The sequence below is a fragment of the Microbacterium sp. NPDC091676 genome, from assembly GCF_044756645.1.
GTDB classification, from domain to species: domain Bacteria; phylum Actinomycetota; class Actinomycetes; order Actinomycetales; family Microbacteriaceae; genus Microbacterium; species Microbacterium paraoxydans_D.
In genome coordinates this window covers 377,357-394,214 of sequence record NZ_JBIVTI010000002.1, presented here as the reverse complement: position 1 = coordinate 394,214, position 16,858 = coordinate 377,357, and the positions used below count along the sequence as shown (strand labels likewise).

The window sequence follows — 16,858 nt, the reverse complement described above, 5'->3', positions numbered from 1 at the left end:
TCGCATCCGCCTCGAGGAAAGGAAAGAGAATGGCACCGAAGAAGAAGGTGACCGGCCTGATCAAGCTTCAGATCAACGCCGGTGCCGCCAACCCGGCGCCGCCGATCGGCCCCGCGCTCGGTCAGCATGGCGTCAACATCATGGAGTTCTGCAAGGCGTACAACGCCGCGACCGAGTCGCAGCGCGGCAACGTCATCCCCGTCGAGATCACCGTCTACGAGGACCGCAGCTTCACCTTCGTCCTGAAGACCCCGCCGGCGGCGGAGCTCATCAAGAAGGCGGCCGGCGTGCAGAAGGCTTCGGCCACCCCGCACACCGTCAAGGTCGGCAAGATCACCAAGGACCAGGTCCGTCAGATCGCCGAGCAGAAGCAGGCCGACCTGAACGCGAACGACATCGAGGCCGCCTCGAAGATCATCGCCGGCACCGCCCGTTCCATGGGCATCACGGTCGAGGGCTGAGGAGAATAATCATGGCTACCAAGTCCAAGGCTTACAAGGCTGCCGCCGAGAAGATCGAGGCAGACCGTTTCTACACGCCGTCCGAGGCCGTCGCGCTCGCGAAGGAGACCGGTTCGGCGAAGTTCGACTCGACCGTCGAGGTCGCGCTGAAGCTCGCCGTCGACCCCCGCAAGGCGGACCAGATGGTGCGCGGCACCGTCATCCTGCCCCACGGCACCGGTAAGACCGCCCGCGTCATCGTGTTCGCCACCGGCCCCGCGGCCGAGGCTGCGATCGCCGCCGGCGCCGATGAGGTCGGCGGCGCCGAGCTCATCCAGAAGGTCGCCGACGGCTGGACCAACTTCGACTCCGCGGTCTCGACCCCGGAGCTCATGGGCCAGGTCGGCCGTCTCGGCAAGGTGCTCGGTCCCCGTGGCCTGATGCCGAACCCGAAGACCGGCACCGTGACTCCGAACCCGGCCAAGGCCGTCGAGGAGATCAAGGGCGGAAAGATCGAGTTCCGCGTCGACAAGCACGCCAACGTGCACTTCGTCATCGGCAAGGCCTCGTTCTCGGCCGAGCAGCTGAACGAGAACATCGACGCCGCTCTCGAGGAGATCGTCCGCCTCAAGCCGTCCAGCGCCAAGGGCCGTTACATCCAGAAGGGTGCGGTGTCGACCACGTTCGGCCCCGGCATCCCGCTGGACGTCAACGCCATCTGACGCGTCGACGGGTCTCGCACCCGTCGCACCGAACGCCCCCGGGTCCGCCCGGGGGCGTTCTGCATTCCCGGGGCCGTTCGGCCCGCGACATCCGGCGTCATCCGATGCGGGCAAGGTCGGAGGCGACGCGTACTGTGGGGGAGTTCCCGCGGTCGTCGCGTAAACTCGCACCCGCGCTTTCTCACCCCAGGAGGGTCCATGTCCCGTCGTCTCATCGCCGTCACCGCACTCGTCGTCGCCGCCGCGCTGACCGCCTGCAGCGGGTCCAGCACGCCTGCGAGCAGGGACGGCGAGAGCGCCGCGGGCTCCGACTTCGGCCTGGTCAAGGACGGCACGCTGACGGTCGCGACCGAGGGCACCTACCGCCCGTTCAGCTTCCACGGCGACGGCGGCTCCGGCGACCTCACCGGCTACGACGTCGAGATCATCCAGGCCGTCGCCGACGAGCTCGGCCTGAAGGTCGAGTTCCAGGAGACGCAGTGGGACGCGATCTTCGCGGGCCTCGACGCGGGCCGCTTCGACGTGATCGCGAACCAGGTGTCGATCAACGACGAGCGCGAGGCGAAGTACCTCTTCAGTACCCCGTACACGGTGTCGCCCGGCGTGATCGTGGTGAAGGAGGACGACGACTCCATCTCGTCCTTCGACGACCTCGAGGGCAAGACGACGGCCCAGTCCCTCACGAGCAACTGGTACGAGCTGGCCACCGAGTCCGGCGCCAAGGTCGAGGGCGTCGAGGGCTGGGCGCAGGCCGTGGAGCTCCTCCGCCAGGGGCGGGTGGACGCGACCGTCAACGACAAGCTGACCTTCCTCGACTACGAGACGACCAACAGCCCGACGGGCCTGAAGATCGCCGCGGAGACCGACGACGCCGGGGAGCAGGCCTTCGTGTTCACGAAGGACAAGGAGGCGCTCGTCGATGCCGTCGACGAGGCGCTCGACAAGCTCCGTGCCGACGGCACCCTGGCCGAGATCAGCGAGAAGTACTTCGGCGAAGACGTCTCGCAGTAGGCGATGCAGAATCCCTGGGAGCTCTTCTTCTCCTCGCTCGGGCCGATCGCCTGGGCGGGGCTGACGGCGACGATCCCCCTCGCCCTGGTGTCGTTCGTCCTGGGGCTCGTGATCGCGATCGGCATGGCGCTGATGCGGATATCGGTGCATCCGGTGGTGTCCGGCATCGCGCGGTTCTACATCTCGGTGATCCGCGGCACGCCGATGCTCGTGCAGCTCTTCGTGATCTTCTACGGCCTGCCCTCCGTCGGGGTGACCCTCGATCCGTGGCCGAGCGCCATCATCGCGCTCTCGCTCAACGTCGGCGGTTACGGTGCCGAGGTCGTGCGGGCGGCGATCCTCTCGGTGCCGAAGGGGCAGTGGGAGGCCGCCTATACGGTCGGGATGAACCGCACCCGCACGCTGACCCGTATCATCCTCCCGCAGGCTGCCCGGGTGTCGGTGCCGCCGCTGTCCAACACGTTCATCTCGCTCGTGAAGGACACCTCCCTCACCTCGCTGATCCTCGTGACGGAGCTGTTCAAGGTGGCGCAGCAGATCGCCTCCACCACGCTCGAGTTCATGGTGCTGTATCTGGCTGCGGCGCTGGTCTACTGGGTGATCTGCCTGGTGCTCTCCTTCGGGCAGAGCGCCCTGGAGAGGAGGCTCGACAGTCGTGTCGCGCACTGACCCCACGGCCGAACCGCTGCTCACCGCACGGGGCCTGCACAAGAGCTTCGGCACCACCGAGGTGCTGCGCGGTTTCGATCTCGCCCTGCACCGCGGCGAGGTCGTGGTGCTCATCGGGCCCAGCGGCTCGGGGAAGACGACCGTCCTGCGCGCCCTGAACGGTCTGGAGACCCCGGACGCCGGCACCATCTCGATGGCCGGGGGCCCGGAGATCGACTTCGCACCGGAGGTCCGCCCGAAGCCCCGCGTCGCGAAGCAGCAGCGGCTCGCCTTGCGCGACCGGTCGGCGATGGTGTTCCAGCATCACAACCTCTTCCCGCACCTGACCGTGCTGGAGAACGTGATCGAAGGGCCGTGGCGGGTGCAGGGCCGTCCGAAGACCGAGGTCGTCGCCGAGGCGCAGGCGCTGCTTGCCCGGGTCGGTCTCGCCGACAAGGCGGACGCGCGGCCGCATCAGCTCTCCGGCGGGCAGCAGCAGCGGGTGGGCATCGTGCGGGCGCTGGCCCTGCAGCCGGACCTGCTGCTGTTCGACGAGCCGACGAGCGCGCTCGACCCGGAGCTCGTGGGAGAGGTGCTGCTCGTCATCAAGGAGCTCGCCGATGAGGGATGGACGATGGCCGTCGTCACCCACGAGCTGAGCTTCGCCCGCGAGGCCGCAGACCATGTGCTCTTCCTGGACGGCGGCGTCGTCGTCGAGCAGGGGCCGCCCGCCGAGCTGTTCAGCGCTCCGCAGCATGAGCGCACGCAGCGGTTCCTCACCCGCATCCTCCGGCCCCTCGACGGCGCGTGAGCCCTCGACCCCGCGGGCGATCGGTGGCAGGATGCGGTGCGTGGGCACCATCGACGACTACCTGACCGATCTCGACGCCGCAGACCGTGCGGCGATCGATCGCCTCTACACGATCGCCGGGGAGGAGGTGCCGGATGCGGAGCAGGGCAAGGGCTACGGGATGCCGGCCCTCGTGTACGACGGCAAGCCGCTGCTCTCGGTGATGCGTGCGAAGAAGCACATCGGCGTCTACCCGTTCAGCCCGGAGGCGGTCGCTGCTGTGGCGGGCCTTCTCGACGGTCATCCCGAGATCAGCGTCGACAAGGGCACGATCCGGTTCCAGCCGGAGCACCCCCTGCCGGAGGAGGCGGTCCGCGCCCTCATCCGGGCGCGGGTGTCGCAGATCGACGCGGCGTGAGCGGCTAGGCGCCCAGCACCGGGAGCACCAGGCTCACCGCCAGCGTGAGCATCACGACCGCGATCACCGCGTCGAGGACGCGCCAAGAGCGCGGGGTGCGCAGCCACCGTCCGAGGTAGCGGGCACCGAAGCCGAGGGCGGTGAACCAGAGGAGGCTCGCCGCGACCGCCCCCGCCGCGAACAGCCACCGCTCCTCGCCGTGCGTCGCCGCGATGGAACCGAGCATCAGCACCGTGTCGAGGTACACGTGCGGGTTCAGCCACGTCAACGCCAGCGTCGTGAGGATCACCGGGGCGAGGCGGGTGCGGGTGAGCGTGCCGGTGCCTCCGGACGCCTCCAGGACCGGTGCGTCGCCCCCGTCGACCACCAGCTCCTCGCCGCCACGCCAGGCCCGCCGCGCCGCGAGCAGTCCGTACCCGAGCAGGAACAGTGCTCCCGCCCAGCGGGCCACGACGACGAGCCAGGGAGCGGCGGACAACACGAAGCCGAGCCCGGCGACGCCGGCGATGATCAGCACGGCGTCGGAGAGCGCGCAGACGACCACGACGGCGAGGACGTGCTCGCGCCGGATGCCCTGGCGCAGCACGAAGACGTTCTGCGCGCCGATCGCGACGATGAGCGACAGGCCGAGGCCGAGACCGGCGAGAACAGGGATCATGGTTCGAGCCTACGAGCGTGAGACATGAGCTGCAGTGAAGATTCCTTTCGCACCATTAGCATCGCTGATGTGAGGATCGACCCGGAGCTCGCCGCCACGCTCGCCGCCGTCGCGGACGAGGGGACCCTCGATGCCGCCTCCCGCCGGCTGCGCGTCACCCCCTCCGCCGTCAGCCAGCGGCTCAAGGTGCTCGAGGAACAGCTCGGGCGGATCCTGCTCGTGCGCAGCAAGCCCGTCCGGCTCACCGAGGCCGGGGAATCCGTCGTGCGCCTTGCCCGGCAGATCGCGCTCCTCGAGCAGGACGCGCTCGCCGGGGTCGGCATCGAGGAGGGCGGTGGAGGACACCGCATCACGGTGCCCCTGGCCGTCAACGCGGACTCCCTCGCGACCTGGTTCCTCCCTCCGGTGGCCCGGCTCTCGGCCGTGCACGACATCGACCTGGATCTTCATCGCGACGATCAGAACTTCACCGCCCGTCTGCTCGAATCGGGCACGGTCATGGCGGCGGTGACGAGCGAGGCCACGGCGGTCGCGGGGTGCACGGTCACGCCCCTCGGCGTGCTCGAGTACCGGGCCATGGCCGAACCGGCGTATGCCCGTCGATGGTTCCCGGACGGGGTGACCGCCGACGCTCTGGCGAAGGCGCCGTTCGTCGACTTCGACCGACGGGACACCCTGCAGCACGAGTGGCTCGCCGCGCGGGGAGTGACCGCCGCCGGCGTTCCCCGGCACTACGTCCCCGCTTCGCACGACTATGCGCTCGCGGTCGGTCTCGGCCTCGGCTGGGGGATGGTCCCCCGACTGCAGGAGGTGCCGGGTCTCGTGGCGCTCGGCGGCCCGACCCTGCGCGTCGCGCTGTACTGGCAGCAGTGGAACCTGCGCTCCGCGCTCCTCGACACGATCGCGTCCGAGGTCGCGGGGGAGGCGCGTCGGGTGCTCGCTCGCGAACCCTGACGGGGAGTGGTCGTCCCGGCGGCTCGGGGGCTTCCCGGTCGGTTCAGTCGGCGAGGGCGAGGGCGCGGAAGGCGTCCCGCTCGCGGAGCTGCTCCCGGCGGCTGTCCACGGGGGAGGCGGACCGCGTCGGCACCGCACGTCCTGTCGTCCGGCGGTACAGCTCGTCGATGAGGTCGGTGGCGAGCCCGACGAGCTTGGCGATCTCACGGTCGTCACGGTCGATCCACACGCAGCGGGGCTCGTCGTGGATGGGGGAGAAGTCGACGTGCTCCTCCCAGACGAACAGGGTGCGCTCGGCGCCCAGCACGTGCTGCTGCCACCACACCTGCCGCAGATAGGTGCGCGGGATGCCGCGGAACGCCTTGTTGGTGGTCTTGATCTCCGCGAGGCTGACGCGCCCCTCCGCGTCGACCGCGATCCCGTCCGGGGTGGCCAGGTGGCGGTGCTCGACCTCGGCCCGGAACAGGGCGGAGGACGGCATGATCCCGTGCGTCGCCGCGACCCATGCCGCGATCTCCGGCTCCCGACGGCGGCCGTGGTCGGTGTAGGCGTTGCCGCCGAACCGCGGACCTCCGCCGAGCTTGGCGTCGGCGGCACGGGCGATCGAGCGTTCGCTGGTGAGTCCCGCGACGTCGGTGGCCGTGATGCCCCGGGATCGTGCCCTCATCCAGGCCACGCGGTCGCGGGAGTCCGCGACGATGCGTTCGAGGAGTTCCGGGGTCACCAGAAGACTCTAACTCTCCCCCACCCCCGTCCCCGCCGTACACGCCGCCCCTCGCCCGACCCACCCCTCGCGTACGTCCCGGCCTCTCTGCGCGCAGCCGTAAGGGGCCGGGATGCGCGGAAAGGGGTGGGGTCGACGGAGGAGGAGGAGGAGGAGGGGAAGAGGCCGAGGGAGCGGGGATTTGGGGGAGAGGTGGGGGTGGGGTACAGTGGTCATAACCGAAGACCGCTGGTCATCGTGTGCGCGTGAGTGCACAGGATCGAAGCTCTGCATCGCAGGGGCCCGCGCAGGTGTCACGAACTTCCGAGCTCCGTGCGCTTGCGCCGGAGCTCTTCTCTTTTGCAGGGGGTCGGAGGCCGGCGCCCCACCACCGTGCGGCGCCTCGTACACACCAAGGAGTGACCATGGCGCAGAAGGATGCATCGGTCAACGAGCTCACGAAGTCATTCGAGAACTCGAACGCCGTCCTGCTGACCGAGTACCGCGGTCTGACGGTTGCCCAGCTCAAGCAGCTGCGCAACAGCATCCGTCAGGACGCTGAGTACGCCGTGGTGAAGAACACGCTGACCAAGATCGCCGCCAACAAGGCCGGCATCTCCGCGCTGGATGACGACCTCAAGGGGCCGTCGGCTGTCGCGTTCGTGCACGGTGACTTCGTCGCCACCGCCAAGGCTCTGCGTGACTTCGCCAAGGCCAACCCGCTTCTCGTGATCAAGTCGGGCATCTTCGAGGGCAAGGCCCTCACCGCCGACGAGGTCAACACGTACGCCTCGCTCGAGAGCCGTGAGGTTCTGCTGGCGAAGGCCGCGGGCATGATGAAGGCGACGATGGGCAAGGCTGCGGCCACCATCGACGCGCTTCGCGAAAAGCTGGAGACCGCCGAGGCCGCGTAAGCGACCGGCGATCTCGTCTACAAACCCCATCTATCTAGGAGATACATCATGGCGAAGCTTTCCACCGAGGAGCTGCTCGAGCAGTTCGCCGGCCTGACCCTCATCGAGCTCAACGAGTTCGTGAAGGCGTTCGAGGAGAAGTTCGAGGTCACCGCTGCTGCCCCCGTCGCCGTCGCCGGTGCCGCTGGCGGCGCAGGCGAGGCCGCGGCCGAGGAGGAGAAGGACTCCTTCGACGTCATCCTCGAGGCTGCTGGCGACAAGAAGATCCAGGTCATCAAGGCTGTCCGCGAGCTCACCTCGCTCGGCCTCGGCGAGGCCAAGGCCGTCGTCGACGGTGCTCCGAAGGCCGTCCTCGAGGGCGCCAACAAGGAGACGGCCGAGAAGGCCAAGGCTGCTCTGGAAGAGGCCGGCGCGACCGTCACCCTCAAGTAATTCCAGCGCACCAGCGCTTCTGCGAAGGCCCCGGGTTCCGCCCGGGGCCTTCGTGCGTCCGCGGGGTCAGCGCGGCGCCGCGGTCGAACTGCGGACGACGAGCGCCGAAGCGGCCTCGACGCGCTCGACCGGGGCATCCGGCTCGCTCATCCGCCGCATGAGCAGGCGCACGGCCTCCCGGCCCTGGTCCCGCGGCGACTGCCCGATGGTCGTGAGGGCGAACATCTCCGCGTGCTCGTGGTCGTCGATCCCGACCACGCTGAGTTCGGTCGGCACCGCGATCCCCAGGCGGCGAGCGGCGATCACGGCGCCGATGGCCGCCTCGTCGCACACGCCGACGATGGCGGTCGGCCGGTGCCGGCGGTCGCCGAGCAGGCCCGCCGCCGCCGCGTAGCCGCCGGGCATCGTGGGGGCCGCTCCGGCGACCCGCGCCCGCGCGGTCAGTCCCGCCGCGTGCAGTGCCTCCCGATAGCCGGCCAGGCGTCGGGCGTCGCCGTAGCTGAGGTCGGTGTCGTCCGTGGCGCCGCCGACGAAGGCGATGTCGGTGTGGCCGAGGTCGATCAGGTGCTCGGTGGCGATCCGGGCGGCGGCCGCGTCGTCGATCGACACGGCGCTCGATCCGGCGCTGTACGGGCCCACGCTCACGAGCGGGCGCCCGGTGCGATGCAGTCGCTCCAGCTCACGGGCGCTGGGCTGGATGCCGACGGCGATGATGCCGTCGAACCTCCGGCCGGGCAGCACGCTCTCGAACAGCCGCTCCCTGGCCTCCGTGCGCTCGGGGACGCCGTAGAGCGACAGGTCGTGGTCGAGCGCGAGCAGCGATTCCTGCACGCCCGCCAGCAGCTCGGAGAAGAACCACCGGTCCACGGGCGGCATCACCAGTCCGATGGTGCCGGTGCGCCCCGTGGCCAGACTCGTGGCGGAGGAGTGCGCGACGTACGCGAGATCCTGCGCCGCCTCCTCCACCCGCTGCCTGGTCTCCTCCGAGACGTAGCCGCGGCCGCTGAGTGCGCGGCTGGCCGTCGCCTTGGACACACCGGCGCGCATCGCGACGTCGGTGATCGTGCTCATCGTGTCCTCCTCGACCCGGTTCCACGACGGCGAGTGATCGGGCACTCGCCGGGAGCCATCGTAGCCGTTCCAGGACGGGGGAGGAACCGGTTCCAGGCGCATGGAACTGGGAGCGCTCCCACCCGAGCCCCCGCTGCCGCGTCAAAGGGTTGTGATCTTGTAACCTTCCCCAGTTGTACGGCGGGAAGGAACGCGAGTAGGTTGGCCTGGAATCGGTTCCCCAATGGTTGCGGCGATTGCTCTCCTTGGGCGGACTGAAGATCCACCTGAAGAGGAGAAGTACATGGCTTTGTCACAGCGATACCGCCTGCTCGCCCCCATCGCACTCGTCGGCGTCGCGTCTCTCGCGCTCGCCGGCTGCGCCGAGGGCGGGGGCGATGAGGGCGGGGAGACCAAGGACACCGTCCGGATCTCCGGCGGCATCACCGGCGTCGAGGCCGACGACCTGAACGCCTCCTTCGAGCAGTTCACGAAGGACACCGGGATCAAGGTCGAGTACACCGGCGACAAGGGCTTCGAGGGCAACATCGTCACCAAGGTGACCGGTGGCGACGCCCCCGACATCGCGATCGTCCCGCAGCCCGGTCTGCTCAAGACCCTCGTCGACACCGGCAAGGTCATGCCGGCACCGGAGGCGGTCGAGTCCGCCGTCGACGAGAACTGGTCCGAGGACTGGAAGAAGTACGGCACGTTCGACGACACCTTCTACGCGGCGCCGATGCTCGCGAACCTCAAGGGCTACGTCTGGTACTCGCCGAAGCAGTTCGCCGAGTGGGGCGTCGAGGTCCCGGAGACGTGGGACGACATGATCGCCCTCACCGACACGATCGTCGAGAAGACCGGTGGTCCGGCCTGGTGCGCCGGGTTCGCGTCCGAGGCCGCCTCCGGCTGGCCGGGGACGGACTGGATCGAGGACCTCGTCCTGCGTCAGTCGGGCCCCGACGTCTACGACGACTGGGTGGCCGGCGACGTGAAGTTCACCGACCCCGAGATCAAGCAGGCGTTCGACGCGGTCGGGGAGATCCTCCTCAACCCGGAGTACGTCAACGCGGGCTACGGCGACGTCAAGAGCATCAACTCCACCGCCTTCGGCGACGTCGCCAACGCGGTGGCCAAGGGCGACTGCGCGCTGACCCACCAGGCCTCGTTCCTGTCGGCGAACTTCCTCGACACGGAGACCGCGGACGGCAACGTCCCCGAGGTCGCGCCGGACGGCGACGTCTACGCGTTCATCATGCCGGGCGAGACCGCCGGTGAGCTCCAGGTCGAGGGTGGCGGCGAGTTCGTCGCGGCCTTCTCCGACGACGAGGCCACCCAGAAGGTGCTCGAGTTCATGGCATCGCCGGAGTTCGCCGACGCCCGTGTCGAGCTCGGTGGCGTCATCTCCGCCAACAAGAACGCCGACCCGAGCCTCGCCTCGAGCGAGTTCCTCCAGGAGGCGATGACCATCATGCAGGACGACGCGACGACCTTCCGGTTCGACGCTTCCGACCTGATGCCGTCGACCGTCGGCTCGGGCTCGTTCTGGAAGGGGATGGTCGACTGGATCGACGGCAAGGACACCGACACGGTGCTCTCCGACATCCAGGCCGGCTACGAGAACTGATCGCCTCGTCGCGATCTTCTCAGGCTGAGCGGGGCCGGGCTGCACAAGCCCGGCCCCGCTCCACCCATCCATACTGCGCGGGAACCCAGCATGATCCAGAAGGGGACGTTCATGTCGCACGCGACCATCGAGAAACCCGTCGAGGCTGACGCGCCGCCGACGACGCACGGCACCGACGAGAAGGGGAGGAAGACCACGCGCACGATCCTGGCGATCGGATTCGTGGTCGTCGTCGCGCTGGCTCTCCTCCTCGTCTTCACCGCTCCGACCGAGGAGTCCTCGCGGATCACGATCGGGTTCTCGCTCAACAGCTTCTTCCTGTGGCTGGGAGGACTGAACCCGCTGGTGCAGATCCCCGCCGTGCTGCTGGTGTTCGGCGTGGTCGTGGCCCTCATCCTCGTGCTGATCGAGTTCGCGCCCCGCCCCGGCAACGGCTACTTCGTCATGCGGCTGGTCGCGTGCCTCGTCATCCCGGTGCTCGCGCTGCTGCTGCTGCGCCCCTATGCGAACGCCGTCGTGTACGTCGTCGCGATCGCGCTCCTCGTCGGAGCGCTCCTCTTCTTCGCCGACTTCCGCGCCCGCCAGGGTGCCGGCTACCTGTTCCAGCTCGTGCTGTTCATGGCCCCCGCGGCGATCATGCTGCTGCTGGGTCTCATCTACCCGGCGATCTCGACGATCTTCAAGTCGTTCTTCGACAAGTCGGGGGACGAGTTCGTCGGACTCGAGAACTACATCTGGGTCTTCACGAACCCGGTCGGCACGTCGTCGGTGATCAACACCATCATCTGGGCGCTGCTCGCCCCGGTGATCTCTGTCGTCATCGGCCTCGCCTACGCCGTGTTCATCGATCGCGCCCGCGGCGAGAAGTTCCTCAAGGTGCTGGTCTTCATGCCGGTGGCGATCTCGTTCGTCGGCGCCGGCATCATCTGGAAGTTCATGTACGACGCCCGTCAGGGCGACCAGATCGGTCTCCTCAACGCGATCGTGACCGCTTTCGGCGGGGACCCCGTGCAGTGGCTGGCCATCAAGCCGATCCTCAACACGCTCATGCTGCTCATCGTGTTCATCTGGACCCAGACCGGCTTCGCCATGGTCATCCTCTCTGCCGCGATCAAGGCCGTGCCGGTGGAGCAGATGGAGGCGGCCGAGCTCGACGGCACGAACGCCTGGCAGCGCTTCCGCAACGTGACCGTGCCCGGCATCCGGTCGTCGCTGATCGTCGTGCTGACGACCATCACGATCGCCTCCCTGAAGGTGTACGACATCGTCGCCGTGATGACCGGCGGACGGGATGAGACCAGCGTCCTCGGCTTCGAGATGGTCAACCAGCAGCAGCGCTTCCAGAGCTACGGGCATTCCTCGGCGCTCGCCGTCGTGCTGTTCCTGTTCGTGTTGCCGCTGATCATCTACAACGCCCGATCGATGGCCAAGCAGAGGGAGATCCGCTGATGAGTGCAACGCAGGCCACCGTCGTGGACAACCGCACCAAGCGCCAGGTGGCGCGGGACACGCGCCGCAACGAGGCGACCGCCCACAAGAAGCTGACCTCGAAGGGGGCGACGATCGCGGCCGCGGTCATCGCGCTCTTCTGGACGATCCCGACCTTCGGGCTGTTCGTGACGTCGTTCCGGCCGGGCGCCGACACGCAGAACAGCGGCTGGTGGACCGTCTTCTCCAACCCGGAGTTCACGTTCGACAACTACGTGCAGGCGTGGAACTCGGGCGGGACCTCGACGACCCTCGCGACGGCCTTCATCAACTCGCTGGCGATCACCATCCCGGCGACCGTGTTCCCGATCGTGATGGCGTCGCTGGCCGCGTACGCGTTCGCGTGGATCGACTTCAAGGGTCGGAACATGCTGTTCATCTTCGTGTTCGCACTGCAGATCGTGCCGCTGCAGATGGCCCTCGTGCCGCTGCTGAGCCTGTTCTCGGACGGGCTGACGATCAACGACGTGCCGATCTTCCCCGGATTCGGCCTGAACGAGGTGCAGTACAGCTTCGCGCGCGTCTGGATCGCGCACGCGATCTTCGCGCTGCCGCTCGCGACGTTCATGCTCCACAACTTCATCTCCGAGATCCCGGGCGAGATCATCGAGGCGGCGCGCGTGGACGGGGCCGGGCACGGACAGGTGTTCTTCCGCATCATCCTGCCGCTCGCGGCTCCGGCGATCGCCTCCTTCGCGATCTTCCAGTTCCTCTGGGTGTGGAACGACCTGCTGGTCGCGACGATTTTCGCCTCGCCCGGCGCCCTGCCGATCACCCAGGCGCTGAACTCGCTCTCCGGAACCTGGGGGAACAAGTGGTTCCTGCAGTCGGCCGGAACGTTCATCTCGATCATCGTCCCGCTGATCGTGTTCTTCGCCCTGCAGCGCTTCTTCGTGCGCGGCCTGCTGGCCGGCGCGACGAAGGGCTGACCCGTCGACAGGCTCAGCCCCTTCGACAGGCTCAGCCCCTTCGACAGGCTCAGGGACCCACGTTCTGGGTCGCTGAGCCTGTCGAAGCGCGGGTGAAACACAGCCCCGGAGGCGGGAGCCCGCGCCGTACCCTGAACAGATGAAGTATGCGGACTCCATCGTCGACCTCGTCGGCGACACCCCCCTGGTGAAGCTCCAGCACGTCACCGAGGGCATCGCGTGCACGGTGCTCGTGAAGCTCGAGTACCTGAACCCCGGGGGGTCGGCGAAGGACCGGATCGCCGCGCGGATCATCGACGCCGCGGAGGCCGCGGGCGATCTGCAGCCGGGGGGCACGATCGTCGAGCCCACGAGCGGCAACACCGGCGTCGGGCTCGCCCTCGTGGCCCAGCAGCGCGGTTACCGGTGCGTCTTCGTGCTCCCGGACAAGGTGGGCGAGGACAAGATCGACGTGCTCCGTGCCTACGGCGCGGAGGTCGTCGTGACCCCGACCTCCGTCCCGGCGGACAGCCCGGAGTCGTACTACAGCGTGAGCGACCGCCTGGCACGCGAGATCCCCGGGGCCTTCAAGCCGAACCAGTACGAGAACCCGAACGGGCCGCGCAGCCATTACGAGACGACGGGGCCGGAGATCTGGCGCGACACCGACGGGCGCGTGACCCACTTCGTCGCCGGCGTGGGGACGGGCGGCACGATCACCGGCACCGGGCGCTACCTGCGCGAGGTGTCGGACGACGCGGTGCGCATCATCGGAGTCGACCCCGAGGGCAGCGTCTACAGCGGCGGCACCGGCCGGCCCTACCTCGTCGAGGGCGTCGGCGAGGACATCTGGCCCGGTGCCTACGATCCCGCCGTCCCGCACGAGATCGTCGCGGTGGGCGACGCGGAGTCGTTCGCGATGACGCGGCGCCTGGCCCGCGAGGAGGGCATCCTCGTCGGCGGCTCCAGCGGCATGGCGGTGGTCGGGGCGCTGCGGGTGGCGAAGGAGCTGCCGGCGGACGCGATCATGGTCGTGCTCCTGCCGGACGGCGGGCGCGGCTACCTGGGCAAGATCTTCAACGACGGGTGGATGCGCTCGTACGGGTTCAGCGAGGTGGAGGAGGGGGAGACGGTCGCGGACGTGCTCGCGGCCCGATCCTCCCGGCACGGCCTTCCCGACCTCGTGCACGCGCATCCCACCGACACGGTGCTCGAAGCGATCGGCATGATGACGGAGTACGAGGTGTCGCAGCTCGTCGTCCTCAGCGCGGAGCCGCCGGTGATGATGGGCGAGGTCGTGGGAACCGTCGACGAGAAGGGGCTGCTCGACCTGCTCTTCCGCGGCGAGGCCGAGCCGAGCGATGCCGTCGGCGCGCACGTGGGGGAGCGGCTTCCGCTCATCGGCATCCACGCGCCGGTCGCGCAGGCGCGGGCCGCGCTCGCCGACGCCGACGCCCTCCTCGTCACCGAGGGTGGCAAGCCGCACACCGTGCTGACCCGACAGGACCTGCTCGGCTACCTCTCCCGGTGACGCGGGACGTAACAGGCCGGGACCGGTCGGAGGAGCCGGACGTAGGCTGAGAGCATGTCCGACCACGACCACGCCTTCGCCACACGAGCCATCCACGCCGGGCAGGCGCCCGACCCGATCACCGGGGCGATCATCCCACCGATCTACCAGTCGTCGACGCACGTGCAGGACGGCATCGGCGGCTTCCGGGACGGCTACGAGTACAACCGTGCGGGCAACCCGACGCGCTCCTCGCTGGAGACGCAGCTCGCCGCTCTCGAGGGCGGAGTCGGGGCGCTGTCGTTCGCGTCCGGTCTCGCGGCCGAGGACGCGCTGCTCCGTGGCATCCTCAAGCCCGGCGACCATGTGCTCCTCGGAAACGACGTCTACGGCGGCACCTACCGCCTGCTCACGAAGGTGCTCGCGCCCTGGGGGATCGACACGACCACGGTCGAGCTCTCCGACGTCGACGTGATCCGGGCGGCCATCCGTCCCGAGACGCGCATCGTGTGGCTGGAGACGCCGAGCAACCCGCTGCTGAAGGTCGTCGACATCGCGCTCATCGTCGAGGTGGCGCACGCGGCCGGTGCCCTCGTCGTGGTGGACAACACGTTCGCCTCGCCGGCTCTGCAGCAGCCGCTCGCGCTCGGCGCCGACCTCGTCGTGCACTCGACGACGAAGTACCTGGGCGGGCACTCCGACGTGCTGGGCGGCGCCGTCGTCTTCGGCGACGACCGCTTCGTCGAGGCCGTGAAGTTCCAGCAGTTCGCGGTGGGCGCGGTCTCGGCGCCTCTGGACGCCTGGCTGACGACCCGCGGCATCAAGACCCTCGCGGTGCGGGTGCGCCAGCACTCCGAGAACGCGCAGGCCATCGCCGAGTGGGCCCAGGCGCGGCCGGAGTTCGCGCAGGTGTTCTATCCCGGCCTCCCGTCGCACCCCGGTCACGAGATCGCGGCGCGGCAGATGAGCGGCTTCGGCGGGATGCTGTCGCTCGGCCTCGCCGCGGGTGCGGACGCCGCCCGCGCCTTCGCCGAGAGCACGCGCGTGTTCCAGCTCGCCGAGTCGCTCGGCGGCGTGGAGTCGCTCATCGGCTACCCGCCGGAGATGACCCACGCGTCGGTCCGCGGCACGGAGCTCGCGGTGCCGGAGAACGTCGTGCGCCTCTCGGTCGGCATCGAGGACGTGGCCGACCTCATCGCGGACCTCGAGGAGGGTCTCGCCCGCATCGCCCGCTGACCGGCACGCCGACCCGCGATCGCGGGGGCGTCCGTCACAATGGGACGATGAATCGACGGATGCTGCTGTGGTGGGGCGTCGCCTGCCTCCTCCTGGCCACTGCCCTCGGCGCTCTCGTCGTCTTCGTGTATCCGCAGACGCCCGGCCTCGACCAGTGGTGGAACGACACGATCAGCGCGGTCCGCGCGGACTGGATGCTGAGCTTCGCCCTCGCGCTGAACTGGATCGGCGGCGGCTGGGTTGCCATCCTCGCCGTTCCGCTGCTGACGATCCTGATCCTGCTGCTGCTGCGCCGATGGCGGGGCGCCCTGTTCGCGGCGCTCTGCTTCCTCGTCAGCGCGGGCGCCGTCCAGCTCCTGAAGAACGTCTTCGGCCGCGCCCGACCGCACGACATGCTCGTGGTGAGCGACTACGGTTCCTTCCCGTCGGGGCACACCGCGAACGCGGCGACCATCGCTCTCGTGCTGTGGGTGCTCTTCCCGCGGGTATGGGTGGCGATCGTGGGTGCCGCGTGGATCGTGCTCATGGCACTGTCGCGCACCTTCCTCTCGGTGCACTGGGCGACGGACACGCTCGGCGGGGCGTTCGTCGGTGCCGGGGTCGTGCTCGTGCTCGCGGCCTGGCTGGTGCCGTGGGTGCGACGCGACGTCGAGGCAACCGCCCGCGCCGATAGGCTGAGCGGAACCTGACCGCCGCCCGAGGAGCCCCCGTGTCGCGTATCCGTCCCTACCGTCCGACCGATCGCGCGGCGCTGTTCGAGATCTGCCTGCGGACCGCCGACGCCGGAGGGGACGCGACCGGCGTGCTGCCGGATGACGATCTCTGGGGCCACCTCTTCGCGGTGCCGTACGTCGAGCGGCATCCCGACCTCGCCTGGGTCGTGGAGGCGGAGGACGGTCGCACCATCGGCTACATCGTCGCCACCGACGACACGGACGCCTTCTACACCTGGTTCCGCGACGAGTGGTGGCCGAGCCTGCACGCGCGGTATCCGCGGTCGGCCGACCCGCAGACGCGCGAGGAGAAGCTGATCGAGTACGGCTACACGCGGGAGCCGGGGGTCGAGCCGCACGCCGCGGAGTACCCGGCGCATCTGCACATCGACCTGCTGCCGGAGACCCAGGGGCAGGGGCTCGGTCGCGGCCTCATCGAGACGCTCTTCGCCGAGCTGCGCCGGCGCGGTGTCCCGGCGCTGCACCTGGGCATGGACCCCGCGAACGCCGGCGCGGCCGCGTTCTACGAGCGCCTCGGCATGACCGCGCTCCCGTCGGGACCCGGTGGTCTGACGTACGGGGTGCGCTTCGACGGCTGACGGCACCCGAAACGAGAGAAGACCTCCGCGATGCGGA

At 69.2% G+C, this 16,858-nt stretch carries 19 protein-coding genes; 16 read left to right on the top strand and 3 right to left on the bottom strand.

The genetic code is table 11. The annotated features are described in order from the left end of the window. Positions 1–29 precede the first annotated feature (29 nt). The 6 genes from rplK (at position 30) to ACIQID_RS15015 (ending at position 4,029) form a co-directional block, all read left to right on the top strand. The gene (gene rplK / locus ACIQID_RS15040; protein ID WP_025102337.1) at positions 30–461 is read left to right on the top strand and encodes a 50S ribosomal protein L11; all 432 of its coding nucleotides are present in this window, start codon (positions 30–32) and stop codon (positions 459–461) included. An 11-nt stretch (positions 462–472) separates the two neighbouring features. Next, positions 473–1,162, top strand: a complete 690-nt coding sequence (gene rplA, locus ACIQID_RS15035) for a 50S ribosomal protein L1 (RefSeq protein WP_025102336.1) — start codon at positions 473–475, stop codon at positions 1,160–1,162. A gap of 198 nt (positions 1,163–1,360) precedes the next feature. After that, a complete protein-coding gene (locus tag ACIQID_RS15030; protein ID WP_400286559.1) occupies positions 1,361–2,173 on the top strand; it encodes an amino acid ABC transporter substrate-binding protein in 813 nt (270 codons plus the stop codon). 3 nt (positions 2,174–2,176) lie between these two features. Beyond that, positions 2,177–2,842: an amino acid ABC transporter permease gene (locus tag ACIQID_RS15025; protein ID WP_187662191.1), complete on the top strand. Its 666-nt coding sequence runs from the start codon at positions 2,177–2,179 to the stop codon at positions 2,840–2,842. Further along, positions 2,829–3,632: an amino acid ABC transporter ATP-binding protein gene (locus ACIQID_RS15020; protein ID WP_400286556.1), complete on the top strand. Its 804-nt coding sequence runs from the start codon at positions 2,829–2,831 to the stop codon at positions 3,630–3,632. The genes ACIQID_RS15025 and ACIQID_RS15020 overlap by 14 nt, the downstream gene beginning before the upstream one ends. Positions 3,633–3,672: 40 nt before the next feature. Next, positions 3,673–4,029, top strand: a complete 357-nt coding sequence (locus tag ACIQID_RS15015) for an iron chaperone (RefSeq protein ID WP_400286553.1) — start codon at positions 3,673–3,675, stop codon at positions 4,027–4,029. A 4-nt stretch (positions 4,030–4,033) separates the two neighbouring features. On the opposite strand, the gene lysE is transcribed toward ACIQID_RS15015, so the two are convergent. Then, positions 4,034–4,687 (bottom strand): L-lysine exporter, encoded by a 654-nt coding sequence (lysE, locus tag ACIQID_RS15010; RefSeq protein WP_331202004.1) that lies wholly within the window; start codon positions 4,685–4,687, stop codon positions 4,034–4,036. 69 nt (positions 4,688–4,756) lie between these two features. Here lysE and ACIQID_RS15005 point away from each other — a divergent pair, with 69 nt between their 5' ends. Continuing rightward, the gene (locus ACIQID_RS15005) at positions 4,757–5,641 is read left to right on the top strand and encodes a LysR family transcriptional regulator ArgP (RefSeq protein ID WP_400286548.1); all 885 of its coding nucleotides are present in this window, start codon (positions 4,757–4,759) and stop codon (positions 5,639–5,641) included. A 43-nt stretch (positions 5,642–5,684) separates the two neighbouring features. On the opposite strand, the gene ACIQID_RS15000 is transcribed toward ACIQID_RS15005, so the two are convergent. Next, a complete protein-coding gene (locus ACIQID_RS15000; protein WP_312675549.1) occupies positions 5,685–6,365 on the bottom strand; it encodes a YqaJ viral recombinase family protein in 681 nt (226 codons plus the stop codon). Between the two features lie 404 nt (positions 6,366–6,769). Here ACIQID_RS15000 and rplJ point away from each other — a divergent pair, with 404 nt between their 5' ends. Then, complete coding sequence (rplJ, locus tag ACIQID_RS14995) at positions 6,770–7,258, top strand: 50S ribosomal protein L10 (protein ID WP_025104226.1); 489 nt, start codon at positions 6,770–6,772, stop codon at positions 7,256–7,258. A 48-nt stretch (positions 7,259–7,306) separates the two neighbouring features. Next, positions 7,307–7,690: a 50S ribosomal protein L7/L12 gene (gene rplL, locus ACIQID_RS14990; RefSeq protein WP_025104227.1), complete on the top strand. Its 384-nt coding sequence runs from the start codon at positions 7,307–7,309 to the stop codon at positions 7,688–7,690. A gap of 66 nt (positions 7,691–7,756) precedes the next feature. Here the strand turns inward: rplL and ACIQID_RS14985 are convergent, their stop codons facing one another. Continuing rightward, on the bottom strand, positions 7,757–8,761 hold the full coding sequence (locus ACIQID_RS14985) for a LacI family DNA-binding transcriptional regulator (RefSeq protein WP_400286543.1): 1,005 nt from the start codon (positions 8,759–8,761) through the stop codon (positions 7,757–7,759). Between the two features lie 283 nt (positions 8,762–9,044). Between ACIQID_RS14985 and ACIQID_RS14980 the strand changes: the two genes are divergently transcribed. From ACIQID_RS14980 to ACIQID_RS14950, 7 genes are all read left to right on the top strand, one after another. After that, positions 9,045–10,367: an extracellular solute-binding protein gene (locus ACIQID_RS14980; protein WP_312675546.1), complete on the top strand. Its 1,323-nt coding sequence runs from the start codon at positions 9,045–9,047 to the stop codon at positions 10,365–10,367. A 111-nt stretch (positions 10,368–10,478) separates the two neighbouring features. Next, positions 10,479–11,816, top strand: coding sequence for a sugar ABC transporter permease (locus tag ACIQID_RS14975; RefSeq protein ID WP_312675545.1), 1,338 nt, complete (start codon positions 10,479–10,481; stop codon positions 11,814–11,816). Continuing rightward, on the top strand, positions 11,816–12,784 hold the full coding sequence (locus ACIQID_RS14970) for a carbohydrate ABC transporter permease (RefSeq protein ID WP_025104231.1): 969 nt from the start codon (positions 11,816–11,818) through the stop codon (positions 12,782–12,784). Before ACIQID_RS14975 ends, ACIQID_RS14970 begins: the two co-directional genes overlap by 1 nt. Positions 12,785–12,923: 139 nt before the next feature. Next, the gene (locus ACIQID_RS14965) at positions 12,924–14,294 is read left to right on the top strand and encodes a cystathionine beta-synthase (RefSeq protein WP_312675544.1); all 1,371 of its coding nucleotides are present in this window, start codon (positions 12,924–12,926) and stop codon (positions 14,292–14,294) included. A gap of 54 nt (positions 14,295–14,348) precedes the next feature. After that, positions 14,349–15,509, top strand: coding sequence for a cystathionine gamma-synthase (locus ACIQID_RS14960; protein ID WP_071328902.1), 1,161 nt, complete (start codon positions 14,349–14,351; stop codon positions 15,507–15,509). A gap of 47 nt (positions 15,510–15,556) precedes the next feature. Further along, positions 15,557–16,198, top strand: a complete 642-nt coding sequence (locus ACIQID_RS14955; RefSeq protein WP_312675543.1) for a phosphatase PAP2 family protein — start codon at positions 15,557–15,559, stop codon at positions 16,196–16,198. 20 nt (positions 16,199–16,218) lie between these two features. After that, a complete protein-coding gene (locus tag ACIQID_RS14950; RefSeq protein ID WP_400286536.1) occupies positions 16,219–16,821 on the top strand; it encodes a GNAT family N-acetyltransferase in 603 nt (200 codons plus the stop codon). The last annotated feature ends 37 nt before the right edge of the window (positions 16,822–16,858 follow it).